Genomic DNA, 26,136 nt, shown 5'->3' with positions numbered 1-26,136 from the left:
CACAGGCAAGGCGTTGTTGCGGCCGCCCCCGGCACTGTTTTCCGATCGACCGCAATCTGCCGGAAATGCCGCACAGCGAGCGCCTTGGCGCCTCTTCTGGCACGCAATTCGCGTGCTCAGGCGCCAGAACACAACCGGCACCTGTGGAAAACCCTGCACCACGAACGGCCCGTTTGTAGGAAAATTACAGCATTCCGTCCCACCCCGGACCCCCACCAGGAGAACCCGTATGGCCCCGCACCGCCTGCACAACGTTGTGGCCGACGTCACCCAGCGCATCATCGACCGCAGCCGCGGCCCCCGTCAGGCCTACCTGGATGTCACGCGCAAGAACATCGGCCGCAAGGTCGAGCGCTCGCTGCTGTCGTGCACGAACCTCGCCCACGGCTTTGCGGCCATGCCACGCGAGGCGAAGATCCGCCTGAAGGCACTGGAGCGGCCCAACATCGGCATCGTCTCGGCGTACAACGACATGCTGTCGGCGCACCAGCCGCTGGAAGCGTTTCCGGCGTGGATCAAGGAAACCGCACTGGAAGCCGGCGGCACCGCGCAATACGCCGGGGGCGTGCCGGCCATGTGTGATGGCGTGACGCAGGGGCAGGACGGCATGGAGTTGTCGCTCTTCTCGCGCGACACGATTGCGCTGTCGACCGCTGTGGCGCTATCGCACCAGATGTTCGATGCGGCGCTGTACCTGGGGGTGTGCGACAAGATCGTGCCGGGCCTCGTCATTGGCGCGCTGTCGTTCGGCCACCTGCCGGCCATCTTTGTGCCAGCCGGCCCGATGACCACCGGCATAAGCAACGACGAGAAGGCCCAAACGCGCCAGCGCTACGCCGAGGGCAAGCTCTCTCGCGCTGACCTGCTGGAAGCGGAATCCAAGTCGTACCACGGCGCGGGCACGTGCACGTTCTACGGCACGGCCAACTCCAACCAGATGCTGATGGAAGTCATGGGCCTGCACCTGCCTGGCACCGCGTTCATCAACCCGGGCACGCCGATGCGCGAGGCGCTCACGCGTGAATCCGCCCGACAGGTGCTCAAGCTTGTGTACGGCGGCGAACAGTTCACGCCGATTGCCGATGTGCTGGACGAGCGCGCCTTCGTCAATGGCATCGTCGGCCTGCTGGCGACGGGCGGCTCGACCAACCACACGCTGCACCTGATTGCCATGGCACGCGCGGCAGGCATTCTGCTCACGTGGGATGACTTCAACGATCTCTCCGGTGTGATTCCGCTGCTGGCGCGCGTGTACCCGAACGGCAAGGCCGATGTGAATGAATTCCAGGCGGCGGGCGGTTTGTCGATCGTGATTCGCGAGCTGATCGATGCCGGCCTGCTGCACGACGATGTGACCACCGTCATGGGCAAGGGCTTGCGCCGTCATGCGCAAGAGCCCTTCCTGGAAGGCAGCACGTTGGTGTGGCGCGATGGTGCGGCAGCGTCGCTCGACACCAACATCGTGCGCGGCGTGGCCGAGCCGTTCTCGGCAGATGGCGGCCTGCGCGTGCTGGACGGCAACCTCGGGCGCTCGGTGATCAAGGTGTCGGCAGTCAAGCCGGAGCACCGCGTTGTGGAAGCACCCGCGCGCGTGTTCCTGGCGCAGGATGATCTGATCCACGCCTTCAAGGCCGGCGAGCTGGAACGCGATTTCATTGCCGTGCTGCCGTACCAGGGCCCAGCCGCCAACGGTATGCCCGAACTGCACAAGCTCACGCCCACGCTGTCGGTGCTGCAAGAGCGCGGCTTCAAGGTGGCGCTGGTCACGGACGGGCGCATGTCGGGCGCGTCGGGCAAAGTGCCGGCCGCCATCCACATCACGCCGGAAGCGCTCAACGGTGGGCCGCTGGCGCGCGTGCGCGATGGCGATGTCGTGGTGCTGGATGCCGAAGCCGGCACGCTGCAAGTGCGTGTGCCGGAGGCGGAATGGAATGCCCGTCAGGTCACAACGCCAGACCTGGCGCACTACCACGCGGGTGTTGGGCGGGACTTGTTCTCGGGCTTCCGCCGCAACGTATCGGCGGCGGAAGAAGGCGCCTGCACGCTGTTTGTGTCAGCGGGCGCGTGAGTTGATGTCAATGTGTGCGGGCGCGATACCCGGGCCTGCACACAGCTAGCTACATCGCGCGGTCGAACAGAAATTCCCGGATGATCGCCACCACCTCATCGCCCTGTTCGAGAAAGACCGCATGGCCGCTGTCGACTTCCACGTCCTGACTGTTGTTGATCAGCGTGCGTAGCAGCGCAGTTTGATAGGGCGGGATCAAATAGTCGTGTGACCCACGGATGATCAGCGTCGGCGCTGTAATCGTACGCAGCGCGTCGCGTATGTCGATGCGCGAACCCAGGTCAATGCGCCGTCCTGTCTCCGACGGAGCGGGTTGGCGGCTCAACGCTGCAATCGTGGCCTCGCCGAGCGCGGTGAGGAACGCGGGCTTCACAGCCAGTGCCATGCCATAGCGGCTCGCGAGTTCGGCATCGCTCGCCTCCAAGCGCGCCCAGGTATCGAACACCATCTTGTGCCGCGCATCGCCGCTATCGGCCCACCCTGCCACCAGCACCAGCTTGCGCACCAACGCCGGGTAGCGCGCTGCCGTCGCGGCCGCAACCACAGCGCCAAGCGAGTCGCCCACCAGATCGACCGGGGCTGTCGCCGCATGGCGAATCGTTCCGGCAATCTGTTCCACCAGAGTGTCCAGCGCCAGACTCCCATCGGGGATCGTCGAATTGCCGGCCCCGCCGTAGTTGGGGCAGATCACCCGCCGTTGGTCAGCAAAGCGGTCGACCACGTGGCCGAAATTGCCCTGCGCATCAACGCTTGTTCCGTGCACGAACACCAGGCCCGGGCCCGCACCCGTTGCCGAATAGTTCACGCTCGTACCTGCGACGTTAATCGTCGTCATCTCGTGCATCCTCTATTGCCGGTATTGACCTGCGGTCGTCACAGCCTGATGCGATCCGCATTCGGGACCCATCACTCAGCCGCTTCTGGACAGGATCGATTGAGTCCATGCCTCAGCGCGGAGCCGCATTGCGTGAGGGCGGGCCAATACTATCTGAGAATGACAAATAATGTCGATCAAGGATCACATTGACCGAGCGTGACCGGCGGTGATTACAGCGTCGACGTGTCAATCGAGATGCCCAACTCCCCGGCCATCTGTTCGACGAGTGCTTGAAGCCGGGCCACTTGGTCGGCCAAGCGCTTCTGCTCCGCTTTGAGCGCTTCGAACTCGGAAGGCGCGATGGCCTCGTCGGCAGCGCTGCTCTGCGGCATGTCGGTCTGCGTGACTTCACCGCATAGCAGATGCATCCAACGGCTTTCACGCTCCCCCGGCGTGCGCGCCAACTTTACGGCGGTCGGCGGATCGCTTTCGGCCATCTCTTCCAGAAACGCTTCGACAGACGAAATGTCGGCAAAGGCGTGGAGCCTTGCGGCGTTCAGTCGCAATTCGGCGGCGGTCTGTGGGCCGCGCAGCAGCAGCACGGTCAGCAACGCAATGGCTTGGCTAGGCACACCGAGCACGCGATTCATGTTGTGCTCGAAGCGCGGCACGCGGCTGCTGCTGCCCTCCATGACCAGGCTCAGCGATTTCAGGCCGTCGATGGCGGTGAGGATCTCAGCTTCGGTAACAGACATCACCGGGGCGCGTGCGGTCTTCTGATTGCAGCCCGAAGCCAGCGCGTTGAGCGTCAGTGGGTAGGTGTCAGGCACCGTCTTCTGCTTCTCGACCAGGACGCCAAGCACGCGTCCTTCAAGTGCGGTGAGAGTGCGGATGGTGCGGCGCGCAGGCGCGTCGGGATTGACGTTCATGATGGGATGGCGACGGATGTGTTGGGAGCGAGGCCGGTCGTGCGCCTGTTAGGCGGCGGCCCGTGATCCCAACATGATATCCGGCACAGGCGGAGGCACCCGTCGCCATCGGGCCGGCGTTGCGTCAGCCCTTGGCAGGCCCGCGCACCAGCAGGACCGGCGTGGTGGCCTGGCGGATGAACTTCTCGGCCACGCTGCCCAGCATGGCGTGCGCCAGACCACGGCGGCCGTGCGTGCCGATCACGACCACATCAGCGCCGCTCTGTGCGGCTTCGCGCTGCAGAGCGCCCGCCACGTCTTCGCCCACGCTTTCGGTTTCCACCAGCGTGGTCTCGTACGTCAGGCCTTCCTTGGTGAGTGCGGAGCCAACATCCGCCAGCAGCGCCGTGCCAGCCTGGACGAACGATTTGCGCAGCTCGGTCGGGTCGTAGTAGCCGACGTCGAACAGCATGGCCGGGCTGTCGACGATATACACGGCGCGCACCGTGCTCTGAAACGCCTTGGCCAGGCGCACAGCTTCGGTCAGGGCCAGTTTGCTGGTTTCGCTGCCGTCCACGGCGACCAGGATTTTCTTGTACATGGTTGAAGCCTCGCAGGAGAGTGGTTGTTTGCGTGTTGCAATGGCACGGCTTTGCCGGCACATGCGTATTCTGTGACATCCACGACCCTTTTGCGTTGCGCCAAATCAGATGGCCGTGACGAAGTGACACAACAATGCACCGTCATCCACCCGCTCTCACACCTGATCTGATCGCCGCATACCGCAGCGCGCGGTATCGCGTCGCGTCGCCGCAAGGCGATGTGCTGCTGCTCATCGACGCCGCCAGCCCGCGTGTGGCCGCGCTCCTCGCGCAGGCTGAAGCACCATGGGCTGCCTTCGTGACGGCGTATCAACCGTTCTCCCACCCGGTCTCTGCAGAAGAGAACGCCGCACGCCAGGCCGAGCTGCTTGCCTGGGCCATCGCGCGCGGCATGTCGTGGCTCACCGGCGAGGGCGGCCCACCTGAAAACACGCCCACGGGCACATCCAGTGCGTGGGCACCGGAGCCCAGCCTGCTGCTGTTCATCGATGATCCGACGATCGCCGACACCCTGATGCTGACCTTCGAGCAGAACGCCGTGGTGCTGTGTGATGCGCAGGGTTTTTGTACCTTGCGTTGGCACCCGTATCTGCCAGACTGAGTTACGCAAAAGGGCACTTAGCGAGTGGCGCTCTGAAGCATTGCGAGTGGCGCTTCCGATGCTTAAGTGCTGACGCGGATACATCAGCAGGAGGTTCGTATGGAACTGCATATGCAATCGCATCATTGGGAACGCCGCATGCCCGACTGGCTGGCTGCGAGCGTGGCGGGCATCGTGGGCGGAGCACTGGTCATCGTGCTGGAGTTCTTCTGGTCGACCATGGTGCTCAATGAAAGCCCTTGGCGCCCGACGCACAAGATCGCGGCCATGATCATGGGCCAGGGGGCGCTTGAGCAGATGTCGCTGTTCAGCTTCGGCATCGTGGCGACAGCGTTGGTGCTGCACTTCGTGCTGGGCGCCATCATGGGGATGATTCTCGGGGCCATCATCGCGCCGTTCCACTTCGATTCGAGCATGGGCATGCTCGCCGCCATCGGGCTGGCCTTTGGGATCGTCGCGTACGTCGTCAACTTCTACGGCATGACGGCAGTGTTTCCGTGGTTTGCATCGGAACGCGGCTCCGGGCCATTGCTGGCGAACCTGCTGTTTGGCGCGGTGACCGCCGTCACGTACGGCATGCTGGAGCGGCGCGCCCAGGAAACGATGCACTGACGCGCCGTTTTTTCCTGCGGCGCCGCAAGACACCCGGCGCCATCAGGAGACGGCCGCCTGCGGCACGACATGCCGGAGGCGGCCGTTTTGCATTGCATCGCAACACGCAAAACGTGTGTTGGCGCAATCCGCATGCCGGGCGCGCGTCCTCCTTTCGTTGCCTTGCACGATCCAGATGGGCGACCTAGCCTGTCTTTAGCGTGTTGAGGATCACCCTCGGCGGGAGGTGCCCATGGCCCTTGCGATTGCGCTTGTGCTGATCGTCGTGCTGGCGGTGGGGTTTCACTTTGTCAGCCCGTGGTGGATCACGCCAATCGCATCCAACTGGGTGCGCATGGACGACACGCTCACGATCACCATCATCATCACCGGCGCGCTGTTCATCGCCATCAACCTCTTCATCGTTGCGGCACTCGTGCGCTACCGTCATCGTGACGGCCATCGCGCCACGTACGAACCGCACAACCGCCGCCTGGAATGGTGGCTAATCGGCATCACCTCCGTGGGCGTGGCGGCGCTGCTGGCGCCGGGCCTGTTCGTCTACGCCGACTACGTGCGCCCCCCTGCCAACGCGCTGCAGATGGAGGTGCTCGGCCAGCAGTGGCAATGGCGCTTCCGCTTTGCCGGCGCAGGCGGCAAGCTCGGCACAACCGACGTGAAGTACATCAGCGACGACAACCCGTTTGGCCTGAACCCGGCGGACCCGAACGGGCGCGACAACCACCTGATCGATGCACCCGAAGTGCACCTGCCGCTGAACCGCCCCATCCAGGTACTGACACGCTCGCGCGATGTGCTGCACGACTTTTATGTGCCGCCGTTCCGGGCGCGGATGAACATGGTGCCGGGCATGATCACCACGTTCTGGTTCACGCCCACCAAGGCGGGCCGGTACGACATCCTATGCGCGCAGCTTTGCGGTATCGGCCACTCCAACATGCGCGGTGTGGTGGTGGTGGAAGACGAAGCGTCGTTCGCACGCTGGCTGGCACAGCAGCCGACGCTTGAGCAGCGGCAGCAAGCCAAGGTGCCAGCCGCATCGGCCGGGCAAACAGCGGCTGGTGGCAGCGCGCAGGCACTGGCCGACCAGGGCAAGACACTCGCGCAGGCCAAGGGCTGCGTCGCCTGCCACACGGTCAACGGCAGCCCTGGCGTCGGCCCCACGTGGAAAGGCTTGTATGGCTCCACGCAGACCATGGCCGACGGCTCGACCGCTGTGGCCGATGAGGCCTACCTGCGCGCCTTCATTCGAGATCCGAAAGCGCGTGTGGTGAAGGGCTTCGCGCCGATCATGCCGAACTTCGATCTGAGCGAGCAGGAACTCTCGGCACTGGTGGCCTACATCAAGGCGCAGAGCAGCGACGCTGCAGCCACCGCGGCCAAACCGTAGCGAGGAGACTCCATGTCCTACGCCCACACCGACCACGACGGCCAGGGTCACGAACCCTCGAGTTTCTGGACACGCTACGTCTGGAGCCAGGACCACAAGGTCATCGCGGTGCAGTACTCGCTCACGGCCATCGCCATCGGGCTGGTGGGGCTCGTGCTGTCGAACCTGATGCGGCTGCAGTTGGGCTTTCCGGGCAAGTTCGCCTTCATCGACGCCAACCACTACTACCAGTTCGTCACCATGCACGGGATGATCATGGTGATCTACCTGCTCACGGCACTGTTCCTGGGTGGCTTCGGCAATTACCTGATCCCGCTGATGCTGGGTGCGCGCGACATGGTGTTTCCGTTCCTGAACATGCTCAGCTACTGGGTCTACCTGCTGGCTGTGCTGGTGCTGGTGGCAAGCTTCTTCGTGCCCGGCGGGCCGACGGGCGCGGGCTGGACGCTGTATCCCCCGCAGGCCATCTTGCCGGGCACACCGGGCACCGAGTGGGGCATCGTGCTGATGCTGGTGTCGCTGGCGATCTTCATCGTCGCGGCCACCATGGGCGGGCTCAACTACGTGACGACCACGCTGCAGGCGCGCACCCGAGGCATGACGCTGATGCGCATGCCGCTCACGGTGTGGGGCATCTTCACTGCGACCGTGCTGGCGCTGCTCGCGTTCCCGGCGCTGTTCGTGTCGGCCATCATGATGCTGCTCGACAAGACACTGGGCACGAGCTTCTTCATCCCGGCGGTCGTGTCGATGGGGCAAACACTCCAGCATGCCGGCGGCAGCCCGCTGCTGTTCCAGCACCTGTTCTGGTTCTTCGGGCATCCAGAGGTGTACATCGTTGCGCTGCCGGCCTTCGGCATCGTGTCGGACCTCATCAGCACGCACGCGCGCAAGAACATCTTCGGCTACCGGATGATGGTGTGGGCCATTGTGATCATCGGTGCGTTGTCGTTCGTCGTCTGGGCGCATCACATGTTCGTGGCGGGCATGAACCCGTACTTTGGTTTCTTCTTTGCCACCACCACGCTCATCATCGCCATCCCGACCGCGCTCAAGGTCTACAACTGGGTGCTCACGCTGTGGCGCGGCGATATCCACCTGACCGTGCCCATGCTGTTTGCCATCGGCTTCATCAGCACGTTCGTGATCGGCGGGCTCACCGGCCTCTTCCTCGGCAACGTGAGCGTGGATATTCCGCTGTCCAACACGTACTTCGTGGTCGCGCACTTCCACATGGTGATGGGCGTGTCGCCGATCCTGGTGGTGTTTGGCGGGCTCTACCACTGGTATCCGAAGGTGACGGGCCGCATGCTGAATGACACGCTGGGCCGCGCGCATTTCTGGATCACCTTCATCGGCACGTACCTGATCTACTTTCCGATGCACTACCTCGGTGTGCTGGGCATGCCGCGCCGGTATTACGCCTATGAGGGCTACAGCTTCATTCCGCCATCGGCGCAGACGCTGAATACCTTCATCAGCATCATTGCGTTCATCGTCGGTGCCGCGCAGTTGCTGTTCCTGATCAATCTGGCGTGGAGCCTGGTGCGCGGCAAACAGGCCGGCGGCAACCCGTGGCGCGCCACCACGCTTGAATGGCAGACCCCGCAGACACCGCCCGTGCACGGCAACTGGGGGGCGACGCTACCGGTGGTCTATCGCTGGGCATATGAATACAGCCCGCCCAATCGCGCAGAAGACTTCGTGCCACAGAACGAGCCGCCCACCGGTGCACCCGAGACGGAAGCCGACATCCTCCACGCTGGCGGGGTGCGCGCATGACGACCCTGCCCCGCCACTTCGTTCCAGATGCATCGCCCGTTCTACCAAGCGCTGGCCAGGATGTGGAAAAAACGGGGTTGCGCGTCTTCATGGGCGTCGTGACGGCATTGTTCTCGCTGCTGATCCTCGCTTATGCAATGCGCATGCGTGAAGCGGATTGGATGCCCGTGCCGCACCCCGTGCTGCTGTGGTGGAACACCGGTGCGCTTGCGCTGGCGAGTGCGGCGATGGAGCTTGCACGGCGCACAGCATCGCGCCGCACGGTCTGGCTGCTGGCGGGCGGTGCACTCGCGGCGTTGTTCGTTTTCGGCCAATGGAACGCTTGGCAACAGCTATCTGCCAGCGGCCAAGGTGTGGCGGCCAACCCTTCCAACAGTTTCCTGTATGTTTTCACCGGTCTGCATGCGGCGCACGTCATCGGCGGGCTTGTCGTCCTGGTTGTGACGATTGCACGCCTGCGCGGCAACATGGATCGCACCCAGCGCGCCGTCGCTCTCTGCACAACGTACTGGCATTTCCTGCTGGCCGTGTGGCTCGTGCTGCTGGCGGCGATGTGGTGGATCACCCCAGCATTCGTCACCGCCATCTGCGGGCCGCTGACTGGAGCCACACCATGAGCACCCCCACGCTCCCGACCGATTCCGCCAAGGCCTTACCTGAAGGCTGGCCCGGCATCGTCACCGACTGGTCAGGCGACCGCGAAACCTTCAAGGTGCCGTGGGGCAAGGCCATGATGTGGATCTTCCTGCTGTCGGACACCTTCGTCTTCAGCAGCTTCCTGATCGGCTACATGACGGTGCGCATGTCGACCACCGTGCCGTGGCCTGATCCATCCAAGGTGTTCGGGCTGTCGGTGGGTGGCGTCGAAGTGCCGTTGCTCCTCATTGCCATCATGACGTTCGTACTCATCAGCAGCAGCGGCACGATGGCGATGGCGGTCAACTTCGGCTACCGGCGCGACGCCAAGCGGGCGGCGTTGTTGATGCTGGCCACAGCCTTGCTGGGCGCAGCCTTTGTCTCGATGCAGGCGTTCGAATGGACCAAGCTGATCGTGCATGAAGGCATCCGCCCATGGGGCAACCCGCTAGGTGCGGCACAGTTTGGCGCGTGCTTCTTCATGATTACCGGGTTCCACGGCTTTCACGTGACCTGCGGCGTGATCTACCTGCTGGTGATCGCGCGCAAGATCCTGCAGCCAGGCTTTGCTGAGCAAGGCAACTTCCAGATTGTTGAGATCGCCGGCCTGTACTGGCACTTCGTCGATCTCGTCTGGGTATTCATCTTTGCGCTGTTCTACTTGTGGTGAGGCAGACCATGGACCACACCGACGCCGCTCACGGCCATGAGGCTTCCGCTGCCGCACATGGCCAGCAGCACCCCATCGGCATCTACTTGAAAATCTGGGGGCTGCTATTCGTGCTGAGCACCCTGTCGTACCTGGTGGACTACTTTCGCGTGGAAGGCCTGACGCGCTGGACACTGATCATCGTGCTGATGGTTGCCAAGGCGGGCCTGATCGTATCGGTGTTCATGCACATGGTGTGGGAGCGGCTGGCATTGGTCTACGCCATCCTGATGCCGCCCCTGGCCCTGCTGGTGTTGATGGTGCTGATGGCCGCAGAGGCACACCACACCTTTGGCATGCGCGCCCTCTTCTTCCACTGACCTGCCAAAGCGCAACAACAACGTAAGGATTGGTTGAGCGCCGCACAACCGGACGACATTCCAAGCACCATCCTTTGATCGAGGCACCACAAAGCCATGGGCCTCGGCACGCATGCCAAACATGGCGCGCGGACAACAAAGGAGACATGCATGGAAAAAACGTTGGCGCCAGCCGACTTGCGCCCCCTAGCGCAACCTAATGACGACGCACTCTTTACCAAGGTCAACTGGCACCTGTTGCCATTGCTCATCACGTGCTACGTCATTGCCTACCTGGACCGGATCAACATCGGCTTTGCGCAGTTGCAGATGAAGCATGCGCTGCCGTTTAGCGATGCGGTGTACGCGGCGGGGGCGGGCATTTTCTTTGTCGGCTACTTCCTGTTTGAAGTGCCGAGCAACCTGATCCTGGAGCGGATCGGCGCGCGCAAGACGCTGCTGCGCATCATGGTGTGCTGGGGCCTGTGCGCGGCCGCCATGATCTTCGTGCAGACGCCCATGCAGTTCTATGCGCTGCGCTTTGCGTTGGGTGCATTCGAGGCGGGGTTCTTTCCGGGCGTCATTCTGTACCTGACTTACTGGTACCCCAGCAGCCGGCGCGCCAAGGCCATCTCAACCTTCATGGTCGCCCTGCCGATTGCCGGCATCATCGCCGGGCCGGCTTCAGGCTGGCTCATGAAGTTCATGGACGGCGTACTCGACTTGCATGGCTGGCAGTGGCTGTTTGTGGTGCACGGCCTGCCGGCGCCGTTGCTTGGCATCGTGGCCTATTTCACGCTGAAAGACCGCCCCGAAGACGCCGCCTGGCTCACGCAAGGGGAGAAGCACACGCTGCGCCGCCTGCTGAGCCAGGACACCACCCGGGCCGGGCACGGTGCGCTGGGTAGCCTGCTGCGTGATCCGAAGGTCTATCTGTTGTCGCTCACGTACTTCCTGTTTCTGGGCGCGAGCTATGCGGTGGTGTTCTGGACACCGACGCTCATCAAGAGCTGGGGCGTGGCAGACGTGTTCGTGGTCGGATTGCTGGCCGGCATTCCCGCCGTGGTGGGCGCGGCCAGCATGGTGCTGGTGGGCCGGAGTTCCGATCGTCACCAAGAACGCCGCCGGCACTTTGCCTGCATGGCGCTACTCGCCGCATTGGGCCTGTTCCTGACGATCTTCGCCAAAGGACACTTGGTGTGGTCCATCGTGGCGCTGGCGGTAGTCGCGGTGGGTAAATCGTCCACCACGCCGCTCTTCTTTGCTGCCGTAAGCGAGTACGTGCCGCGCAAGACCGCCGCAGGCGGCATCGCCCTCATTAGCAGCCTGGGGAATCTCGGGCCATCCGTCATGCCGTCGATCACGACCTGGATTACCGGTGCGACCGGCTCCCCCGTGCCCGGGCTTGCATTCGTGATGGCCCTCTACCTGTGTGCCGCTGCGTTGCTGATGCGCGTGCTGCGGCACAAGCCGGCTTACGCCTGAACGGTAATGGCGTCCAGCGCCTGGGTGAAGTCGGCCAGCAGGTCGGCTTCATCTTCAATGCCGACCGACACACGCACCAGCGAATCGGCAATGCCCATCGACGCACGGCGCTCGGCGCCCATTTCCCAATAGATGGTCGGCGCCACCGGAATCACCAGCGTGCGCGTGTCGCCCAGGTGGGTGGCACGCACGGCAAAGCGCAGGTGGTTGAGCATCTCCACATAGTCCGCGCCTTCCACCAGCTCGAAGCTCAGCAGGCCGCCGTAGTGGCGGAACAGCTCGGTGGCACGGGCATGCTCGGGGTGCTCCGGCAGGCCGGGGTAGTAGACGCGTGCCACCTTCGGATGCGCGGCCAGCGTGCGAGCCAGTGCCAGCGCGTTGCTGCAGGTGCGGTCCACGCGCAGGGCCATGGTTTCAGCGCCCACAGCAATGCGGTGTGCGGCATCGGCAATGAGCGTCGCGCCCTGATCGCGCAGACCCTTCTTGCGGATCTGCTGGATGCCCTGCATTTCCGGCTTGGCTTTGCGATAGGCCGGGAAGATGTTCGGATACGTGGTCCAATCAAACAGACCGGTGTCGACCACCGCGCCGCCCAGCGCGTTGCCGTGCCCGCCGATGTACTTGGACAGCGAATGCACCACGAGGCTGGCCTGTGCATCACGCCCACGGAACAGCCACGGCGAAGTCATCGTGCTGTCGATCACGTACAGCAGGCCGCGCGCCTTGCAGATGTCGCCGATGCCCTTGAGGTCGGCCACCTGTGTGCGCGGGTTGGCGATGGTTTCCACGAAGACGAGGCGCGTGTTCGGCTGCACGGCGTCGGCCACGGCCTGTGCCGAGGTGGCATCGACAAACGTCACCTCCACACCCATGTGGCGCAGCGTCTCGAACACGCTGTTGGTATTGCCGAACAGGAAGGCGCTGGAGACCACGTGGTCGCCCGCGCGCAGCAGGGTCGAGAACACCGCCACGATGCCGGCCATGCCGGTGGCGAAGCACGCGGTGGCCAGGCCACCCTCCATCATGGTGATCTTGGCTTCCAGCGCCGCCGTGGTCGGGTTGCCCTGGCGCGCGTACGTGTAGCCGGGCTTGCCCTGGAACACGTCGATCAGCTCGCGCGTATCCGTATAGCCATAGGTGGTGGACGTATGGAGCGGCTTGTGGACAGCGTAGTGCTCGGAGCCGGCTTCGCGGTCGGCGTGCAGGAGGGCGGTGGTGAGTCCGGTCATGGCGGGGGCAGCAAGGGAAAGGCGGGAAAGTCGATCATTATCGCGCGAATCTTGCTACGCCTGCGGCGTCGCAACGCGTAATGCAGGTCATCACGCCAAGGCTTCGCAAATCAGACGCCGGGCAATTTACAGACAGAAACCGATCACTACCATTTACGCACCCGCCTTCGTGGTGCCGGCAGCTGACGTCGCAGTCTCGACATCGTCTGTTCCGCGATCAGCCATCAGGCTGGCTCGCCATCCCCCTCTTGCATATCAGTAGTTTATAAACCACAATTCTGTGATCGAGCTCAAGCAAACCGAGACGTTCCGAAAGTGGCGCACAAAGCTCAAGGACGAGCGCGCTCGCGCTGCCATCGCCTTGCGGTTGGCCCGTTTGGGTTATGGCCACGTTGGCGATGCCGAACCGGTCGGACAAGGCATTAGTGAGCTGCGCATCCACTACGGGCCTGGATATCGCATTTATTTCCATCAGCGAGGCAGCACGATCGTTATCCTGCTTTGCGGTGGTGATAAAAGCACGCAGGCCAAGGACATCAACACGGCCAAGCGCCTCGCTGCGCAATGGAGCGAATGACATGACCGACAAGTTGACGACCTATGATCCGGCTGAGGATCTGACCTCTGACGAAGCCATCGCCACGTTCATGGCCGGCGCATTCGAAACCAACGATGCTGGCTTCATCTCGCATGCGCTGGGAATCGTCGCCCGCGCCAAAGGCATGGCACAGATCGCCAATGACACCGGTCTTTCCCGCGAACAGCTCTATCGCTCATTCAGTGAGCAGGGCAACCCCACATTGAAGACCTTGCTGGCTGTCATGCAAGCGCTCGGTATTGAATTGACGACCAAGGTCCACGTTGCCCACTGAGCAGCGGTAAGAGACAGGCGATCCAACCCGCGCGTCCGCTTATTGGGGATTGACCGGTCGGTCAAATGGAAGCCCTAGGCAGAACAGCCGCACCACGCAACGCTCTTCAGTTGCCTCGGCAGCCGCCGTTATGCACTGTAATAATGTCTGATCATCAAAACATTCTGATCGAACACTCCCGGCGCTAGAATTGTTGGTCGCCGCCCGCTCGGGTGGCTCTCGCCCCCGTCAACGCTTCGCGGTTCTGAAACGCTTCCATGTGGATTGTCCAACTCGCGCTGCGAAGGCCGCTGACGTTCATCGTCCTTGCGCTGCTGATCCTGCTGGCAACGCCGTTTACGCTCATGCGTACGCCAACGGACATCTTTCCGGAAATCGATATTCCGGTTGCCAGCATCATCTGGAACTACAACGGCCTGCCCGCCAAGGAGATGGCCGATCGCATCGTCTCCGTCACGGAGCGCAGCCTCACCACCACCGTCAACGACATCGAGCACATCGAGTCGCAGTCGCTGGGCGGCATCTCCATCATCAAGGTCTTCTTCCAGCCCAACGCCAACATCCAGACGGCGCTGGCGCAGATCGTGGCGAGCACGCAGGCGCAGGTGCGGCAGTTGCCGCCAGGTACCACGCCGCCGCTGGTCATCAAGTACTCGGCTTCCAGCATTCCGATTCTGCAATTGGGGCTGTCGTCCAACACGCTGTCTGAGCAGGAACTCAATGACACGGCGCTGAACTTCCTGCGCCCGCGCCTGATTACCGTGCCGGGCATCGCCGTGCCATTTCCGTACGGCGGCAAGAGCCGGCAGATCACGGTGGATCTGGATACGCAGAAGCTGCTGGCGCAGGGTCTGACGCCGGTGGACATCGTCAACGCGGTGGGCGCGCAGAACCTGATCCTGCCGGCCGGCACGCAGAAGATCGATGCCACCGAATACGGCGTCACGCTCAACGGCACGCCGGGCAGCATCGCCGCGCTCAATGCCATTCCGGTCAAGACCAGCAACGGCGCCACGCTTTACCTCGGCGACGTGGCCAACGTGCGCGACGGCTTCTCGCCGCAAACCAACGTGGTACGCCAGGACGGTCAGCGCGGCGTGCTGCTGTCGGTTCTCAAAAACGGCGGTGCGTCCACGCTCGATATCGTCAACAACATCTACAAGCTGCTGCCTGCGGCGGAGGCGGCCCTGCCGCAAGACCTCAAGATCACGCCGCTGTTCGACCAGTCGCTGTTTGTGAAGGCCGCCATTGAGGGCGTGATTCGCGAGGCGCTGATCGCCGCGTGCCTGACGGCGGCCATGATCCTGCTGTTCCTGGGCAACTGGCGCAGCACCGTCATCATCGCGATATCGATTCCCTTGTCGATCCTGACATCGATCATCGTGCTGCACCTGATTGGCGAGACCATCAACCTGATGACGCTGGGCGGCCTGGCGCTGGCGGTGGGGATTCTGGTGGACGACGCCACCGTCACCATCGAGAACATCGAGCGTCATCTGCACGAGGGCAAGGACCCGATCACCGCCATTCTGGACGGCGCGGCCGAGATTGCCGTGCCGGCGTTCGTTTCGACGATCTGTATCTGTATCGTGTTCGTGCCGATGTTCTTCCTCACCGGCGTGGCGCGCTACCTGTTCGTGCCGATGGCCGAGGCGGTGATCTTCGCGATGCTGGCGTCTTACGTGCTGTCACGCACGCTGGTGCCGACGCTGGTGATGATGATGATGGCCGGCCACACGCAAAACACGCAGAAACCCGACGCCAAGCCGAGCACCTTCAGTCGCATCTACAAGGGGTTCAACGCGCAGTTCGAGCACATGCGCGGCAACTACGCGGCCATCCTCAGTGGGCTGCTGGAGCGCCGCCGCGCGTTCGCGCTGTCGTTCCTGGGCTTTTGCGTGGCGTCGTGCGCGCTGTATCTGGTGCTGGGGCGCGACTTCTTCCCCGATGTGGATGCAGGGCAGATCCGCTTGCACATGCGTGCACCGTCCGGCCTGCGCATTGAAGAAACCGCGCGCCTGGCGGATGAAGTGGAAGCCACCATCCGCGAGATCATTCCCAAGAACGAGCTGACCACCATCCTCGACAACCTGGGCGTGCCGAACTCGGGCATCAACCTGTCGTACAGCAACGCCGGCACAATCGGCACGCTGGATGGCGAAATCCTCATCGCCCTGCGCGAAGGCGAGCGCAAGCCCAGTGCCGTGTATATCAGCCGCCTGCGCGAAGAGCTGCCCAAGCGCTTCCCGGGCGTGGAGTTTGCCTTCCAGCCGGCGGACATCGTCAGCCAGATCCTGAACTTCGGTTTGCCCTCGGCGATTGACGTGCAGTTCTCGGGCGCCGATGTGGCCACCAACCAGCAGTTGGCCGGCATTCTGGCCAACCGCATCAAGCAGATTCCGGGCGCAGTGGATACGCACGTGCACCAGCGTTTTGACCAGCCCACGCTGGCCCTGAACATGGACCGCACCCGCATCCAGCAGGTTGGCCTGGAAGGACGCGACGTGGCGCAAAACCTGCTGGTGTCGCTCAGCTCCAGCTTCCAGACGTCGCCCACGTTCTGGCTGAACCCGATCAACGGTGTGGTCTACCAGGTAGCGGTGCAGAGCCCGCAGTACCGCGTGGATTCACTCGACGCGTTGCTGCGCACGCCGGTGGCCGGTGCGCGTGGCGGTGCTGCGCAGCCGGGTGGCCCGCAACTGCTGGGCAACCTCGTACAGGTGAGCCCATCGGTGCAGCCGCAAGTGGTTTCGCACTACGACATCACGCCAGTGGTGGACGTGTACGCCTCCGTGCAGGGGCGCGACCTGGGAGCCGTCGCCAAGGAAGTCCAGAAAGCCGTGGACGACATCCGCCCCAAGCTGCCGCGCGGCGCGCAGGTGACCATTCGCGGCCAGGTGCGGACGATGGAATCGTCGTTCGTCGGCTTGGGCGTGGGCCTGGTGATGGCCATCGTGCTGGTCTACCTGCTGATCGTGGTGAACTTCCAGTCGTGGATCGATCCGCTCATCATCGTGACCGCCCTGCCGGCGGCGCTGGCGGGCATTGCGTGGATGCTGTTCGTGACAGGTACGACGCTGTCGGTGCCGTCGCTCACGGGCGCGATCATGACGATGGGGGTGGCAACGGCCAACTCGATTCTGCTGATCTCGTTTGCGCGCGAGCGCTTGGCCGAAGGCATCGCACCCGTGCAGGCCGCGCTGGAAGCCGGCGCCACCCGCCTGCGCCCGGTGCTGATGACGGCGTTGGCAATGATGATCGGCATGGTGCCGATGGCGTTGGGCCTGGGCGAAGGCGCGGAGCAGAACGCGCCGCTGGGCCGCGCAGTGATCGGCGGTCTGCTGTTTGCGACCGTATCGACACTCTTCTTTGTTCCGGTGGTGTTTGCCAGCGTGCACAACAGATTGCAGCGGCGCGCCGCACGGCGTAGTCACGATTTGCGGGGAAGCGAAGGACATGTCTGAACAATCATCCGGCACGCATTCTGGGCCGCATTCGGGTCATCTGGCGGACGGCCCGCCGCATCACGTCGTCACCGTTGACCCGATCGAGCACGTAGACCGCGGCCGCGCCATGCGACGCGCACGCTGGGTCGTGATTGTTGTGGGCGTGCTGCTGGCACTGGGCGCTGCGCGCACGCTGGTCAGCCGCTACTACAACGCCCACGCGCTGGAGCGGCAGGTGAGCGCGCAAACCAGCCGCTACGTCAACACCACCGCACCGAAACCCGCCAACACCAGCCGCGACCTGACGCTGCCCGGCACGCTGCAGGGCTTTGTGGAATCGCCCATTTATGCGCGCACCAACGGCTACGTGCTGCGCTGGTTCAAAGACATCGGCGCGCATGTCGACAAGGGCGAAGTGCTGGCCCTGCTCGACACGCCGGAAGTGGACCAGGAACTGAACCAGGCCCAGGCCGCGCGCAACCAGGCGGCCGCGCGTCTGGCACTTGCGCAGACGTCGCTCACGCGCTGGCAGAACCTGCGCCAGAAAGACGCCGTCTCGCAACAGGAACTGGATGAGCGCACCAGCACCGCCAACCAGGCGCACGCCGACCTGGCTGCCGCCGATGCCAACGTGCGCCGCCTGCAGGAGCTGCAAGGCTTCCGCCGTGTGGTGGCACCGTTTGCAGGTGTTGTCACCAAGCGCAATGTCGATGTGGGCACGCTGGTCAACGCCGGCAATGCGGGTGCCAATCGCGAGCTGTTCACGCTGGCGCAGACCGACCCGCTGCGCATTTACCTGTACGTTCCGCAAGCGTATTCGCAGCAGGTGAAGGTAGGCCAGGACGTGGCCGTCACGATGGCCGAAATGCCGGGACAGACCTTCCACGGCACCATCGCCCGCGCATCCGGCGCCATTGATACGGCCACGCGCACCATGCAGGTCGAGGTGCAATTGCCCAACAAGGATGGCCGTCTGCTGCCCGGCGCGTATGTGCAGGTGGCCGTCGCCGGCAAGGCAGGTGCAACCGGCGATGCGCCAAAGTCGTTCATCGTGCCGACCAACACGCTGCTGTTCCGCAAGGAAGGCCCACGCATTGCCGTGGCAGAGAACGGTCGCGTGGACCTGCGCGCCGTCAACATCGGCCGCGACTTCGGCCGCACGGTCGAGATCCTCTCCGGCCTGAAATCGGACGATGCGCTGATCCTCAACCCGGCCGATTCCATCGAACAGGGCGAGGCCGTGACCATCGTGAAGCCGGCGCCTGCTGCATCTCCGACGTCCTCGCCTGCGGCTTCCGCGCCGCGTGCATCATGACCGGGCTGCCCAAGTTCCATGTGACCGCATTGGCATCCACGCTCACCGCCCTGCTGGTGGGCTGCTCGCTCGCGCCAACCTACGAGCGCCCGGCCATGGACCTGCCCGCGCACTGGCAGACCGAGGCCCCCTGGCGCGCCGCGCAACCCGCCGACGATGCCCCCAAGGGCCCATGGTGGCAGCGCTTCAATGATCCGCAGCTCGACAAGCTGATCGAGCAAGCGCTGCGCGAGAACCAGTCGCTCAAGGTGGCACTGACCAATCTGGAGCAGGCCCAAGCCGTCACGCGCGTGGCGCGCGCCAGCCTGCTGCCAACGGTCACTGCCAGCAGCAACGACGCACGCACCCGCACGTCCGCCTTCCGGCCGCTTGCGTCGTACAGCAGTCCGACCATGTCGACGGTGCAGGACGACTTCGTCCTGCGTGCCGACGTCAGTTACGAAGCCGATCTGTTCGGCCGCGTGCGCAACACCGTCAGCAACGCCAAGGCCAGCGAAGAACAGGCTGCGGCCAACCTGGAAAACTTTCGCCTGTTGCTGGCCGCGCAAGTGGCCACCACCTGGTACAACCTGCGCGAGACCGATGCCGAAATCGCCGTCGTGCAGGAGGGCCTGGCCCTGCAGCGCAAGGCGCTCGATTTCGTCACCTCACGCCATCAGGACGGCGTGGCCTCTGGCCTGGACCTCGCGCAACAGCAAGCGCTGGTCGACAGCACCGCCACACAGGCTGAGCTGCTGACCAAGCAGCGTGCGCAGTATGAGCACGCGCTGGCCACATTGGTCGGCACGCCCGCCCCCGCGTTCCACATCGACCCCGTACCGCTGGCAGGAACACCGCCCGCAATTCCGGTGGCGCTGCCGTCCGACGTGATTGAACGCCGCCCTGACGTGGCCGCCGCTGAACGCGGTGCCGCCGCCGCCAACGCACAGGTGGGGGTGGCGCGCGCCGCGTTCTTCCCCAGCGTGATGCTGAGCGGTGGCGCCGGCTGGGAAAGCCGTGATCTCGCACTGCTGTTCAGTGCGCCCACGCTGCTGTGGTCGTTCGGCACACAGATCGCGCAGACGGTGTTTGACGCCGGCCGCACAAGCGCGCGCGTGGACTTTGCGAATGCCGCGTACCAAGGCTCGATCGCCAACTATCGGCAGACGGTGCTGGGCGCGTTGCAGGAAGTGGAAGATGGATTGGCCGGCCTGCAATCGCTCGACCGTGCCGCGACGCAAGCGCGCGCAGCCGTCGCCAGCGCCCGCAAGGTCTACGACATTGCCAGCGTGCGCTATGAAGGCGGGCTGGCGACGTCGCTGGACGTGATCACCGCGCAGCAGTCGCTGCTGAACAACCAGCGTACGGCGGTGCAGATCCTGGGGCAGCAACTGACGACCAGCGTGTTCCTCGTCAAGGCAGTGGGTGGGGATTGGAACCACCCCACCATGCCGCCATCGGCCAAGCGTTAAGCCACGCGGCGCAGGAAACACGTACCGGCAAAGAGGCCAACCAGCCAACTCAGTGTCAGCACCAGCACCATTGGCATGGCAAGCTGCTCAATCATCCCGCTGGGCAGTCGGCACGCCAGTGCAAGCACCGCCGCCACCAGAAGCGCCATCGCCGTCAGGCTGACAAACAATGCGCCCAGGCCAGATGCCAGCGTGCGCAGCAGCGGCGGGTGCACATGGGCCGGCGGGCACAGCTCGGCCATGCGGGCGCGCACGTAGGCGGTGGTGCGCAGGCTATCGGTGGCAAAGGCGTGATGCCGCATCACCTGCATCCACGTTTGCGTGTCCAACACGCCAGAACTCAACTCCTGCGTCACACGGCGCAGTGCGGCCCGCTCGCGGGCATGGTCAGTGGCATCGGTGGGCGTCTCATTTGGAGCAGGCCGATCAAACACCGCTGGTGCAGCAGCCGGATCGCCAATCCGCACCTGATGCCGATAGGTGACCCGCACGCGGCGCGAGCGCACGATGTATCCCATAGCCACCAGGGGTGCCAGCACCTGCAATGCAAACAGCAACACCGTCGGCAACGCTTCAAGGGTGTGGCTGGGCGCTTGCGCCAGCCACTGCTGAAGCATTGGCCCTACGTAGAGCACCATCGGCAACTGGAACAGGCAGTACACAAACCAGAGCGCGGGAAACCAGCGCACGCGCAAGAACGCCACTGCCACCAGCCCCACCGGATACACCAGCCACGGCAGCACGAACAGCGGATGCACCCATTCGCCGCCCGTCACATGCAGCACGAACGCGGCAATCATCCCGAGCACCATTGCCAGCACCGGCAACGTGGTCAGCCACAACAACGTCACCAACCAACCCCGTACGCCATACAGCCGATGCGCCCGCGCACGCGCTGCGGAGATTGCAATCCAACTTCCCTGCATGAAGTTCCCCCGTCCGGATCTGCAATGGTTTCGAGTGCCATCAAGGCCGCAGTTTCCGGTTTTCCGGCGATTGTGTCATCGCGCCGATGGCGGCCGATCCCCTCAACCGGGGGGACATGTTTTAAATGTTGCTAACACTCGCAAAAACCCAATACCCGCGCGGGTTGGCGGCGAAACAGAGTTATTTAATTCTGATCTTTACGTGACTAACTGTTGTTTCGGCGTGTCGATTCCAATGCCATCTACCCTGCGCAGCCACGTAAGCGTGAAGCCATGTCACTGCAGCAGAAGACGGGGCCATAGGCCTCATGCTGCATAGCAATAAAAATCGTCAATTTCGGTTATATTACGCCGCCGATCGCCCGCCGCCGGCTCCCCGCCAGACCTGCCACCAAGCCATGCAGCGGGTTGCATACATGCCCCGCTGTGGTGCAGCAATTTTCACCTCCGCGGTGTGATTTGAAGACGCGCTGGCATCGGCTGAACCGATTTTTGTAAACGCCTCGATGTGAGGCGTCAGGCTTCGGCATGCGTTCGCGGCCGGGGCGTTTTCTGTGTGAGAGAGTGAGTTGTGGTGATCAAAGCAATACGAAGGGTCGTATCAGCGGTCGTGGTGTGCCTGGTGACGGTGTCCGCGCACGCAGATGAGGCCAAGAAGGTCGATGTGCTGCTGGTGGGCGGCGGCATCATGAGTTCGACGCTGGGTGTCTGGCTGCACGAGTTGGAGCCGAGCTGGTCGATGACGATGGTGGAACGCCTCGATGGCGTTGCCATGGAAAGCTCCAACGGCTGGAACAACGCTGGCACCGGCCACTCCGCGCTGGCCGAGCTGAACTACACGCCAGAGAAGCCGGACGGCAAGATCGATATCTCGAAGGCCATCGAGATCAACGAATCGTTCCAGATCTCGCGCCAGTTCTGGGCGTGGCAGGTCAGGAACGGCGTGCTGAAGAACCCGCACGCGTTCATCAATTCCACCCCGCACATGAGTTTTGTGTGGGGCGACACAAACGTTCGCTATCTCAAGAAGCGCTACGAGGCACTGCAGGCGAGCCCGCTGTTCCGCGGCATGCAGTACTCGGAAGACTTCGACCAGATCAGCAAGTGGGTGCCGCTGATGATGGAAGGGCGTGACCGCTCACAGAAGGTGGCGGCTACGTGGATGCCAGTGGGCACCGACGTGAACTTTGGCGAGATCACGCGCCAGTTTGTCGGCTATCTGCAAAGCCAGCCGAACTTCTCGCTGTCGCTCTCCAGCGAGGTGCGCGAGATCAAGCGCAATGCCGATGGCACGTGGCACGTGTCGTACGTCAACCTGAAGTCGGGCGCGCAGCAGGACATTGATGCGAAGTTCGTCTTCATCGGCGCGGGCGGTGGCGCACTCAAGCTGCTGCAGGCATCGGGCATTCCGGAAGCGCGCGACTATGGCGCCTTCCCGGTGGGCGGCTCATTCCTCGTCACCGACAACCCCGAGGTGGTGAAGCGCCATCTGGCGAAGGCGTATGGCAAGGCGTCGGTCGGTTCGCCGCCGATGTCGGTGCCGCACCTGGATACGCGCGTGCTCGACGGCAAGCGCATCATCCTGTTCGGGCCGTTTGCGACGTTCTCGACCAAGTTCCTGAAGAACGGCTCGTATCTGGACTTGATGCGCAGCACGAACACCCACAACGTCATGCCGATGATGCACGTGGGTGTGGACGAGTTTCCGCTGGTCGAATACCTGGCGGGCCAGCTGATGCTGTCGGACGACGACCGCTTCAACGCGCTGAAGGAATACTTCCCGAACGCGAAGAAGGAAGACTGGCGCCTGTGGCAAGCCGGTCAGCGCGTGCAGATCATCAAGCGCGACGAGGCCAAGGGCGGCGTGCTCAAGCTCGGCACCGAGATCGTCGCGTCGAAGGACGGCACCATCGCGGGTCTGCTCGGCGCATCGCCGGGTGCATCGACTGCGGCGCCGATCATGCTGAGCGTGCTGGAGAAGGTGTTCAAGGACAAGGTGGCCACGCCGGCCTGGCAGCAGAAGATCCGCCAGATCGTGCCGAGCTACGGCACCAAGCTGAACGACAGCCCAGCCAAGGTCTACGAAGAGTGGGCGAACACCAGCGAAGTGCTGCAGCTCAACCCGCCGCCGCAGATTGACCTGCACGTGGCGCCAGCCGCCAAACCCGCTGCACCGCAACCCGCCAAGGCAGCAGCAGAGATGGCGCTGTAACCTGCGGCGATGGACATACAAAAAGCTCAACAGCCGTTGAGCTTTTTTTTGCTCAGATGATGTCGCCGGGCTGCCGCACATCCGTGCCCACGCAGCCAGCCCATATGTCCTTCCCACATAGTGGCCCCAATCATTTGCATGCGTCCTGAGGAACCAAGCTCCTTACACTCGCTGCAAATTCGATCAAAGCCGATACGCGCCCACGCCGCCCGCCGCTGTGCCTGCTCCACCTTGAGCCTTGTGCTAGCCGGGCAAACCAATGCGACACCGGAGCCCACCAGCGTCAACATCCTCATCTGCAATGACATGGCAGCTAGCGGCGGGTCATACCTGACGTGCTGGCGAGCCGCTCCCTGCGCAAGTCAGGCAGGCGCGCTACCATCGGCGTTCTTTTCACCCGTTACCCTCCCGACCCCCACATGTCCGACATCCAACGCTTCCACACCAACGCCCGCATGAGCCAGATCGTGATCGCCAACGGCATCGTGCATCTGGCAGGCCAAGTGCCCGACGCTGCGTTCGACTTCAAGTCCGTCACCGAGCAGACCAACAACATCCTCGGCCGCATCGATGCGCTGCTGGCCGAAGCCGGTGTCGACAAGACGCGCCTGATCTCGGCCAACATCTGGCTGACCGACGCCAAGCACTTTGCCGAGCTGAACGCCGCGTGGGAAGCCTGGGTGCCAGCCGGCCACGCGCCCACGCGCGCCTGCGTGCAGTCGGGCCTGATGCGCCCGGGCATTGACGTGGAGATCGCCGTCACGGCGCTGGCCAAGGGCTAAAGGCAGATCACGCATGCGCTTTGACACCATCGTGCTGGGCGCCGGCATCGTCGGCGTATCGGTGGCGGTGCACCTGCAGCAGCGCGGGCGCGCCGTCGCGCTGGTTGACCGCCGGGCACCGGGCTTTGAGACGTCGTTCGGCAACGCCGGGCTGATCCAGCGCGAGGGCGTCTATCCGTATGCCTTCCCACGCGATCTGCCGACGCTGCTGCGCTACGCAAGCAATACGTCGGCAGACGTGCATTACCACCTGGGCGATCTGCCCAGATTGCTGCCGTTTCTGTGGCGCTACTGGCGCAACTCGCACCCCGGTCGGCATGCCGCCATCGCGCGGGCATATGCGCCGCTCATCGCGCATAGTGTGACCGAACATCGCGCGTTGGCGGAAGCTGCCGGCGCCACGGACCTGATCCGCCCGAGCGGCTGGATCAAGGTCTTCCGCAACGCGGCTACGCAGGACGAGGAAACCCGCACCGTCGAGCGCTGGCAGCGCGAATACGGTGTCGCCTTTGAAACGCTCGACCCCGCACGCCTGCGCACGGTTGAACCGCATCTGGACCCATCGCTACTGGGTGGCCTGCGCTACACGGAAGCCGATTCCGTGAGCGACCCCAACGCGCTGGTAACAGCGTATGCAAACTATTTCGAGCAGATCGGCGGCCAGTTGTTTGAAGGCGATGCGAACTCGCTCACAAGCAACGCACCGTGGCTGGTGCGCAGCAAGGAAGGCGAACTGCGCGCCGACAACGTCGTCATCGCCATGGGCCCGTGGGCGGACGTGGTCACCTCGCGCCTGGGCTATAGCCTGCCGCTGGCGGTCAAGCGCGGCTACCACATGCACTACGCGCCCACAGCGGGCACGCAGTTGAACCACCCGGTGCTCGATGCCGACGGCGGCTATGTGCTGGCGCCGATGGCGCGCGGCATTCGCCTGACCACAGGCGCGGAACTCGCGCACCGTGATGCGCCGAAGACGCCCGTGCAGCTGGAAGCCGTCGAGCCCGTCGCGCGCAAGCTCTTCCCGCTGGCCGAGCGCGTGGATGCGGAGCCGTGGATGGGCGCCCGCCCCTGCACGCCCGACATGCTGCCGATCATCGGGCAGGCACCGCACCACCCGAGCATGTGGTTTGCGTTTGGCCATGCCCACCACGGCCTGACGTTGGGCCCCATCACCGGGCGATTAATTGCGGAAATGATGACGGGCGAAACACCGACCGTGGATGTTCGCCCGTTCCGGGCAGAACGCTTCTGGGATTCGGCGCGCTAGCTAGACAAGCCCGCCCTAGAACTCCATATCCAACTCATCAATATCTTCCTTCTCCGCCTTTGCCCCGGCAATCCATTCGGCAACGTGCGGGTGGGCGAGCACGCGCATGCAGTACTCGGCGATCTCCGGATCGAGCTTGGCGTCATAGGTCAGGAATCGCATGACGACGGGCGCATACATCGCGTCGGCCATGCTGATCTCGCCAAACAGCCAGGGGCCGCCGTACTGTGCGAGGCACTCGCGCCAGATGAGCGTGATCCGCTCGATGTCGTGCTGCGCGCGCGACCAAATGCGGAAGCCGGGAAAATGTGCGCGCAAGTTCATCGGCAGTGCGGAGCGCAGTGCGCTGAAGCCCGAATGCATCTCGCCGCAGATCGCGCGGCAGTGTGCGCGGGCATGTCGGTCGGCGGGCAGCAGTTTGGCCTGGGGCGAGAGTTCGTTGAGGTATTCGGCAATCGCCAGCACGTCCCACACCTTGCGGCCCTCGTGCGTGAGGCACGGCACCAGAATCGATGGTGACAGCAGCAGCAATTCCGCACGCGATGAGGCGTCGATCGGCACACTCACCGTCTCGAACGGCAGGCCGCTCAGCTTGGCAAGCAGCCAGCCGCGCATCGACCACGACGAATAATTGCGACTGCTGATGGTGAGCGTGGCCAGGTCGGCGGATTTCATCTCGGTCCCCCAGGGTTTTTCGTTTTCCATCCCGTTTTCCAATCCGGTGCAA

23 protein-coding genes are annotated in these 26,136 nt (G+C 63.8%); 17 read left to right on the top strand and 6 right to left on the bottom strand.

Going from position 1 to position 26,136, the window contains the following annotated elements:
* Window positions 1-229 precede the first annotated feature (229 nt).
* Window positions 230-2,068, top strand: a complete 1,839-nt coding sequence (gene edd / locus F7R11_RS20205; RefSeq protein ID WP_064808380.1) for a phosphogluconate dehydratase — start codon at window positions 230-232, stop codon at window positions 2,066-2,068.
* A 49-nt stretch (window positions 2,069-2,117) separates the two neighbouring features.
* Here the strand turns inward: edd and F7R11_RS20200 are convergent, their stop codons facing one another.
* From F7R11_RS20200 to F7R11_RS20190, 3 genes are all read right to left on the bottom strand, one after another.
* Window positions 2,118-2,912, bottom strand: coding sequence for an alpha/beta fold hydrolase (locus F7R11_RS20200; protein WP_082932961.1), 795 nt, complete (start codon window positions 2,910-2,912; stop codon window positions 2,118-2,120).
* Window positions 2,913-3,115: 203 nt separating this feature from the next.
* The gene (locus F7R11_RS20195; RefSeq protein WP_064808382.1) at window positions 3,116-3,814 is read right to left on the bottom strand and encodes a YceH family protein; all 699 of its coding nucleotides are present in this window, start codon (window positions 3,812-3,814) and stop codon (window positions 3,116-3,118) included.
* Between the two features lie 124 nt (window positions 3,815-3,938).
* Window positions 3,939-4,394 carry a universal stress protein gene (locus F7R11_RS20190; RefSeq protein WP_021193292.1) on the bottom strand — a complete coding sequence of 152 codons (456 nt, stop codon included), beginning with the start codon at window positions 4,392-4,394 and terminating at the stop codon, window positions 3,939-3,941.
* 134 nt (window positions 4,395-4,528) lie between these two features.
* Here F7R11_RS20190 and F7R11_RS20185 point away from each other — a divergent pair, with 134 nt between their 5' ends.
* The 8 genes from F7R11_RS20185 (at window position 4,529) to F7R11_RS20150 (ending at window position 11,909) form a co-directional block, all read left to right on the top strand.
* Window positions 4,529-4,996 (top strand): DUF3293 domain-containing protein, encoded by a 468-nt coding sequence (locus F7R11_RS20185; RefSeq protein ID WP_064808384.1) that lies wholly within the window; start codon window positions 4,529-4,531, stop codon window positions 4,994-4,996.
* Window positions 4,997-5,095: 99 nt separating this feature from the next.
* Entirely contained in the window at window positions 5,096-5,608 is a 513-nt protein-coding gene (locus tag F7R11_RS20180; protein WP_064808385.1) for a hypothetical protein, read from the top strand.
* 232 nt (window positions 5,609-5,840) lie between these two features.
* Complete coding sequence (locus F7R11_RS20175; protein ID WP_064808387.1) at window positions 5,841-6,998, top strand: cytochrome c oxidase subunit II; 1,158 nt, start codon at window positions 5,841-5,843, stop codon at window positions 6,996-6,998.
* 12 nt (window positions 6,999-7,010) lie between these two features.
* Window positions 7,011-8,780, top strand: coding sequence for a cytochrome c oxidase subunit I (gene ctaD / locus F7R11_RS20170; protein ID WP_064808389.1), 1,770 nt, complete (start codon window positions 7,011-7,013; stop codon window positions 8,778-8,780).
* Entirely contained in the window at window positions 8,777-9,397 is a 621-nt protein-coding gene (locus F7R11_RS20165) for a cytochrome c oxidase subunit 3 (RefSeq protein WP_064808392.1), read from the top strand. The genes ctaD and F7R11_RS20165 overlap by 4 nt, the downstream gene beginning before the upstream one ends.
* Window positions 9,394-10,086, top strand: a complete 693-nt coding sequence (locus F7R11_RS20160) for a heme-copper oxidase subunit III family protein (RefSeq protein ID WP_064808394.1) — start codon at window positions 9,394-9,396, stop codon at window positions 10,084-10,086. The genes F7R11_RS20165 and F7R11_RS20160 overlap by 4 nt, the downstream gene beginning before the upstream one ends.
* Window positions 10,087-10,094: 8 nt before the next feature.
* Window positions 10,095-10,445 (top strand): cytochrome C oxidase subunit IV family protein, encoded by a 351-nt coding sequence (locus tag F7R11_RS20155; RefSeq protein ID WP_064808397.1) that lies wholly within the window; start codon window positions 10,095-10,097, stop codon window positions 10,443-10,445.
* Between the two features lie 150 nt (window positions 10,446-10,595).
* The gene (locus F7R11_RS20150) at window positions 10,596-11,909 is read left to right on the top strand and encodes an MFS transporter (protein ID WP_104577571.1); all 1,314 of its coding nucleotides are present in this window, start codon (window positions 10,596-10,598) and stop codon (window positions 11,907-11,909) included.
* On the opposite strand, the gene F7R11_RS20145 is transcribed toward F7R11_RS20150, so the two are convergent.
* Window positions 11,900-13,138: a cystathionine gamma-synthase family protein gene (locus tag F7R11_RS20145; RefSeq protein WP_064808399.1), complete on the bottom strand. Its 1,239-nt coding sequence runs from the start codon at window positions 13,136-13,138 to the stop codon at window positions 11,900-11,902. The two genes, F7R11_RS20150 and F7R11_RS20145, sit on opposite strands and share 10 nt — an antisense overlap.
* A gap of 280 nt (window positions 13,139-13,418) precedes the next feature.
* On the opposite strand from F7R11_RS20145, the gene F7R11_RS20140 reads away from it, so the two are divergent.
* The 5 genes from F7R11_RS20140 (at window position 13,419) to F7R11_RS20120 (ending at window position 20,222) form a co-directional block, all read left to right on the top strand.
* A complete protein-coding gene (locus F7R11_RS20140; RefSeq protein WP_021193282.1) occupies window positions 13,419-13,715 on the top strand; it encodes a type II toxin-antitoxin system RelE/ParE family toxin in 297 nt (98 codons plus the stop codon).
* A gap of 1 nt (window position 13,716) precedes the next feature.
* Entirely contained in the window at window positions 13,717-14,010 is a 294-nt protein-coding gene (locus F7R11_RS20135) for an addiction module antidote protein (RefSeq protein ID WP_064808401.1), read from the top strand.
* Window positions 14,011-14,267: 257 nt separating this feature from the next.
* Window positions 14,268-17,474 carry an efflux RND transporter permease subunit gene (locus tag F7R11_RS20130; RefSeq protein ID WP_064808403.1) on the top strand — a complete coding sequence of 1,069 codons (3,207 nt, stop codon included), beginning with the start codon at window positions 14,268-14,270 and terminating at the stop codon, window positions 17,472-17,474.
* Complete coding sequence (locus F7R11_RS20125; RefSeq protein ID WP_064808405.1) at window positions 17,467-18,771, top strand: efflux RND transporter periplasmic adaptor subunit; 1,305 nt, start codon at window positions 17,467-17,469, stop codon at window positions 18,769-18,771. Before F7R11_RS20130 ends, F7R11_RS20125 begins: the two co-directional genes overlap by 8 nt.
* On the top strand, window positions 18,768-20,222 hold the full coding sequence (locus F7R11_RS20120; RefSeq protein WP_064808407.1) for an efflux transporter outer membrane subunit: 1,455 nt from the start codon (window positions 18,768-18,770) through the stop codon (window positions 20,220-20,222). Before F7R11_RS20125 ends, F7R11_RS20120 begins: the two co-directional genes overlap by 4 nt.
* On the opposite strand, the gene F7R11_RS20115 is transcribed toward F7R11_RS20120, so the two are convergent.
* Window positions 20,219-21,148 carry a hypothetical protein gene (locus F7R11_RS20115; RefSeq protein ID WP_064808409.1) on the bottom strand — a complete coding sequence of 310 codons (930 nt, stop codon included), beginning with the start codon at window positions 21,146-21,148 and terminating at the stop codon, window positions 20,219-20,221. The two genes, F7R11_RS20120 and F7R11_RS20115, sit on opposite strands and share 4 nt — an antisense overlap.
* A 574-nt stretch (window positions 21,149-21,722) precedes the next feature.
* Here F7R11_RS20115 and mqo point away from each other — a divergent pair.
* From mqo to F7R11_RS20100, 3 genes are all read left to right on the top strand, one after another.
* A complete protein-coding gene (gene mqo, locus F7R11_RS20110; protein WP_064809104.1) occupies window positions 21,723-23,360 on the top strand; it encodes a malate dehydrogenase (quinone) in 1,638 nt (545 codons plus the stop codon).
* A gap of 419 nt (window positions 23,361-23,779) precedes the next feature.
* Complete coding sequence (locus F7R11_RS20105) at window positions 23,780-24,142, top strand: RidA family protein (protein WP_021193275.1); 363 nt, start codon at window positions 23,780-23,782, stop codon at window positions 24,140-24,142.
* 13 nt (window positions 24,143-24,155) lie between these two features.
* The gene (locus F7R11_RS20100; RefSeq protein WP_064808412.1) at window positions 24,156-25,409 is read left to right on the top strand and encodes an NAD(P)/FAD-dependent oxidoreductase; all 1,254 of its coding nucleotides are present in this window, start codon (window positions 24,156-24,158) and stop codon (window positions 25,407-25,409) included.
* Window positions 25,410-25,424: 15 nt separating this feature from the next.
* Here F7R11_RS20100 and F7R11_RS20095 read toward each other — a convergent pair whose 3' ends face one another.
* Window positions 25,425-26,084, bottom strand: coding sequence for a glutathione S-transferase family protein (locus F7R11_RS20095; protein WP_064809105.1), 660 nt, complete (start codon window positions 26,082-26,084; stop codon window positions 25,425-25,427).
* Window positions 26,085-26,136: the final 52 nt, after the last annotated feature.

Source organism: Ralstonia insidiosa (assembly GCF_008801405.1).
In the GTDB taxonomy this organism is placed as follows: domain Bacteria; phylum Pseudomonadota; class Gammaproteobacteria; order Burkholderiales; family Burkholderiaceae; genus Ralstonia; species Ralstonia insidiosa.
The sequence above is the reverse complement of the archived record's forward strand: the minus strand, read 5'-3'. Positions and strand labels throughout refer to the sequence as shown.

Bases quoted from the DNA above. Each gene is read 5' to 3' on its own strand.
- edd (WP_064808380.1), top strand. From the start codon at position 230: ATGGCCCCGCACCGCCTGCACAACGTTGTGGCCGACGTCACCCAGCGC.
- F7R11_RS20200 (WP_082932961.1), bottom strand. From the start codon at position 2,912: ATGCACGAGATGACGACGATTAACGTCGCAGGTACGAGCGTGAACTAT.
- F7R11_RS20195 (WP_064808382.1), bottom strand. From the start codon at position 3,814: ATGAACGTCAATCCCGACGCGCCTGCGCGCCGCACCATCCGCACTCTC.
- F7R11_RS20190 (WP_021193292.1), bottom strand. From the start codon at position 4,394: ATGTACAAGAAAATCCTGGTCGCCGTGGACGGCAGCGAAACCAGCAAA.
- F7R11_RS20185 (WP_064808384.1), top strand. From the start codon at position 4,529: ATGCACCGTCATCCACCCGCTCTCACACCTGATCTGATCGCCGCATAC.
- F7R11_RS20180 (WP_064808385.1), top strand. From the start codon at position 5,096: ATGGAACTGCATATGCAATCGCATCATTGGGAACGCCGCATGCCCGAC.
- F7R11_RS20175 (WP_064808387.1), top strand. From the start codon at position 5,841: ATGGCCCTTGCGATTGCGCTTGTGCTGATCGTCGTGCTGGCGGTGGGG.
- ctaD (WP_064808389.1), top strand. From the start codon at position 7,011: ATGTCCTACGCCCACACCGACCACGACGGCCAGGGTCACGAACCCTCG.
- F7R11_RS20165 (WP_064808392.1), top strand. From the start codon at position 8,777: ATGACGACCCTGCCCCGCCACTTCGTTCCAGATGCATCGCCCGTTCTA.
- F7R11_RS20160 (WP_064808394.1), top strand. From the start codon at position 9,394: ATGAGCACCCCCACGCTCCCGACCGATTCCGCCAAGGCCTTACCTGAA.
- F7R11_RS20155 (WP_064808397.1), top strand. From the start codon at position 10,095: ATGGACCACACCGACGCCGCTCACGGCCATGAGGCTTCCGCTGCCGCA.
- F7R11_RS20150 (WP_104577571.1), top strand. From the start codon at position 10,596: ATGGAAAAAACGTTGGCGCCAGCCGACTTGCGCCCCCTAGCGCAACCT.
- F7R11_RS20145 (WP_064808399.1), bottom strand. From the start codon at position 13,138: ATGACCGGACTCACCACCGCCCTCCTGCACGCCGACCGCGAAGCCGGC.
- F7R11_RS20135 (WP_064808401.1), top strand. From the start codon at position 13,717: ATGACCGACAAGTTGACGACCTATGATCCGGCTGAGGATCTGACCTCT.
- F7R11_RS20130 (WP_064808403.1), top strand. From the start codon at position 14,268: ATGTGGATTGTCCAACTCGCGCTGCGAAGGCCGCTGACGTTCATCGTC.
- F7R11_RS20125 (WP_064808405.1), top strand. From the start codon at position 17,467: ATGTCTGAACAATCATCCGGCACGCATTCTGGGCCGCATTCGGGTCAT.
- F7R11_RS20120 (WP_064808407.1), top strand. From the start codon at position 18,768: ATGACCGGGCTGCCCAAGTTCCATGTGACCGCATTGGCATCCACGCTC.
- F7R11_RS20115 (WP_064808409.1), bottom strand. From the start codon at position 21,148: ATGCAGGGAAGTTGGATTGCAATCTCCGCAGCGCGTGCGCGGGCGCAT.
- F7R11_RS20105 (WP_021193275.1), top strand. From the start codon at position 23,780: ATGTCCGACATCCAACGCTTCCACACCAACGCCCGCATGAGCCAGATC.
- F7R11_RS20100 (WP_064808412.1), top strand. From the start codon at position 24,156: ATGCGCTTTGACACCATCGTGCTGGGCGCCGGCATCGTCGGCGTATCG.
- F7R11_RS20095 (WP_064809105.1), bottom strand. From the start codon at position 26,084: ATGAAATCCGCCGACCTGGCCACGCTCACCATCAGCAGTCGCAATTAT.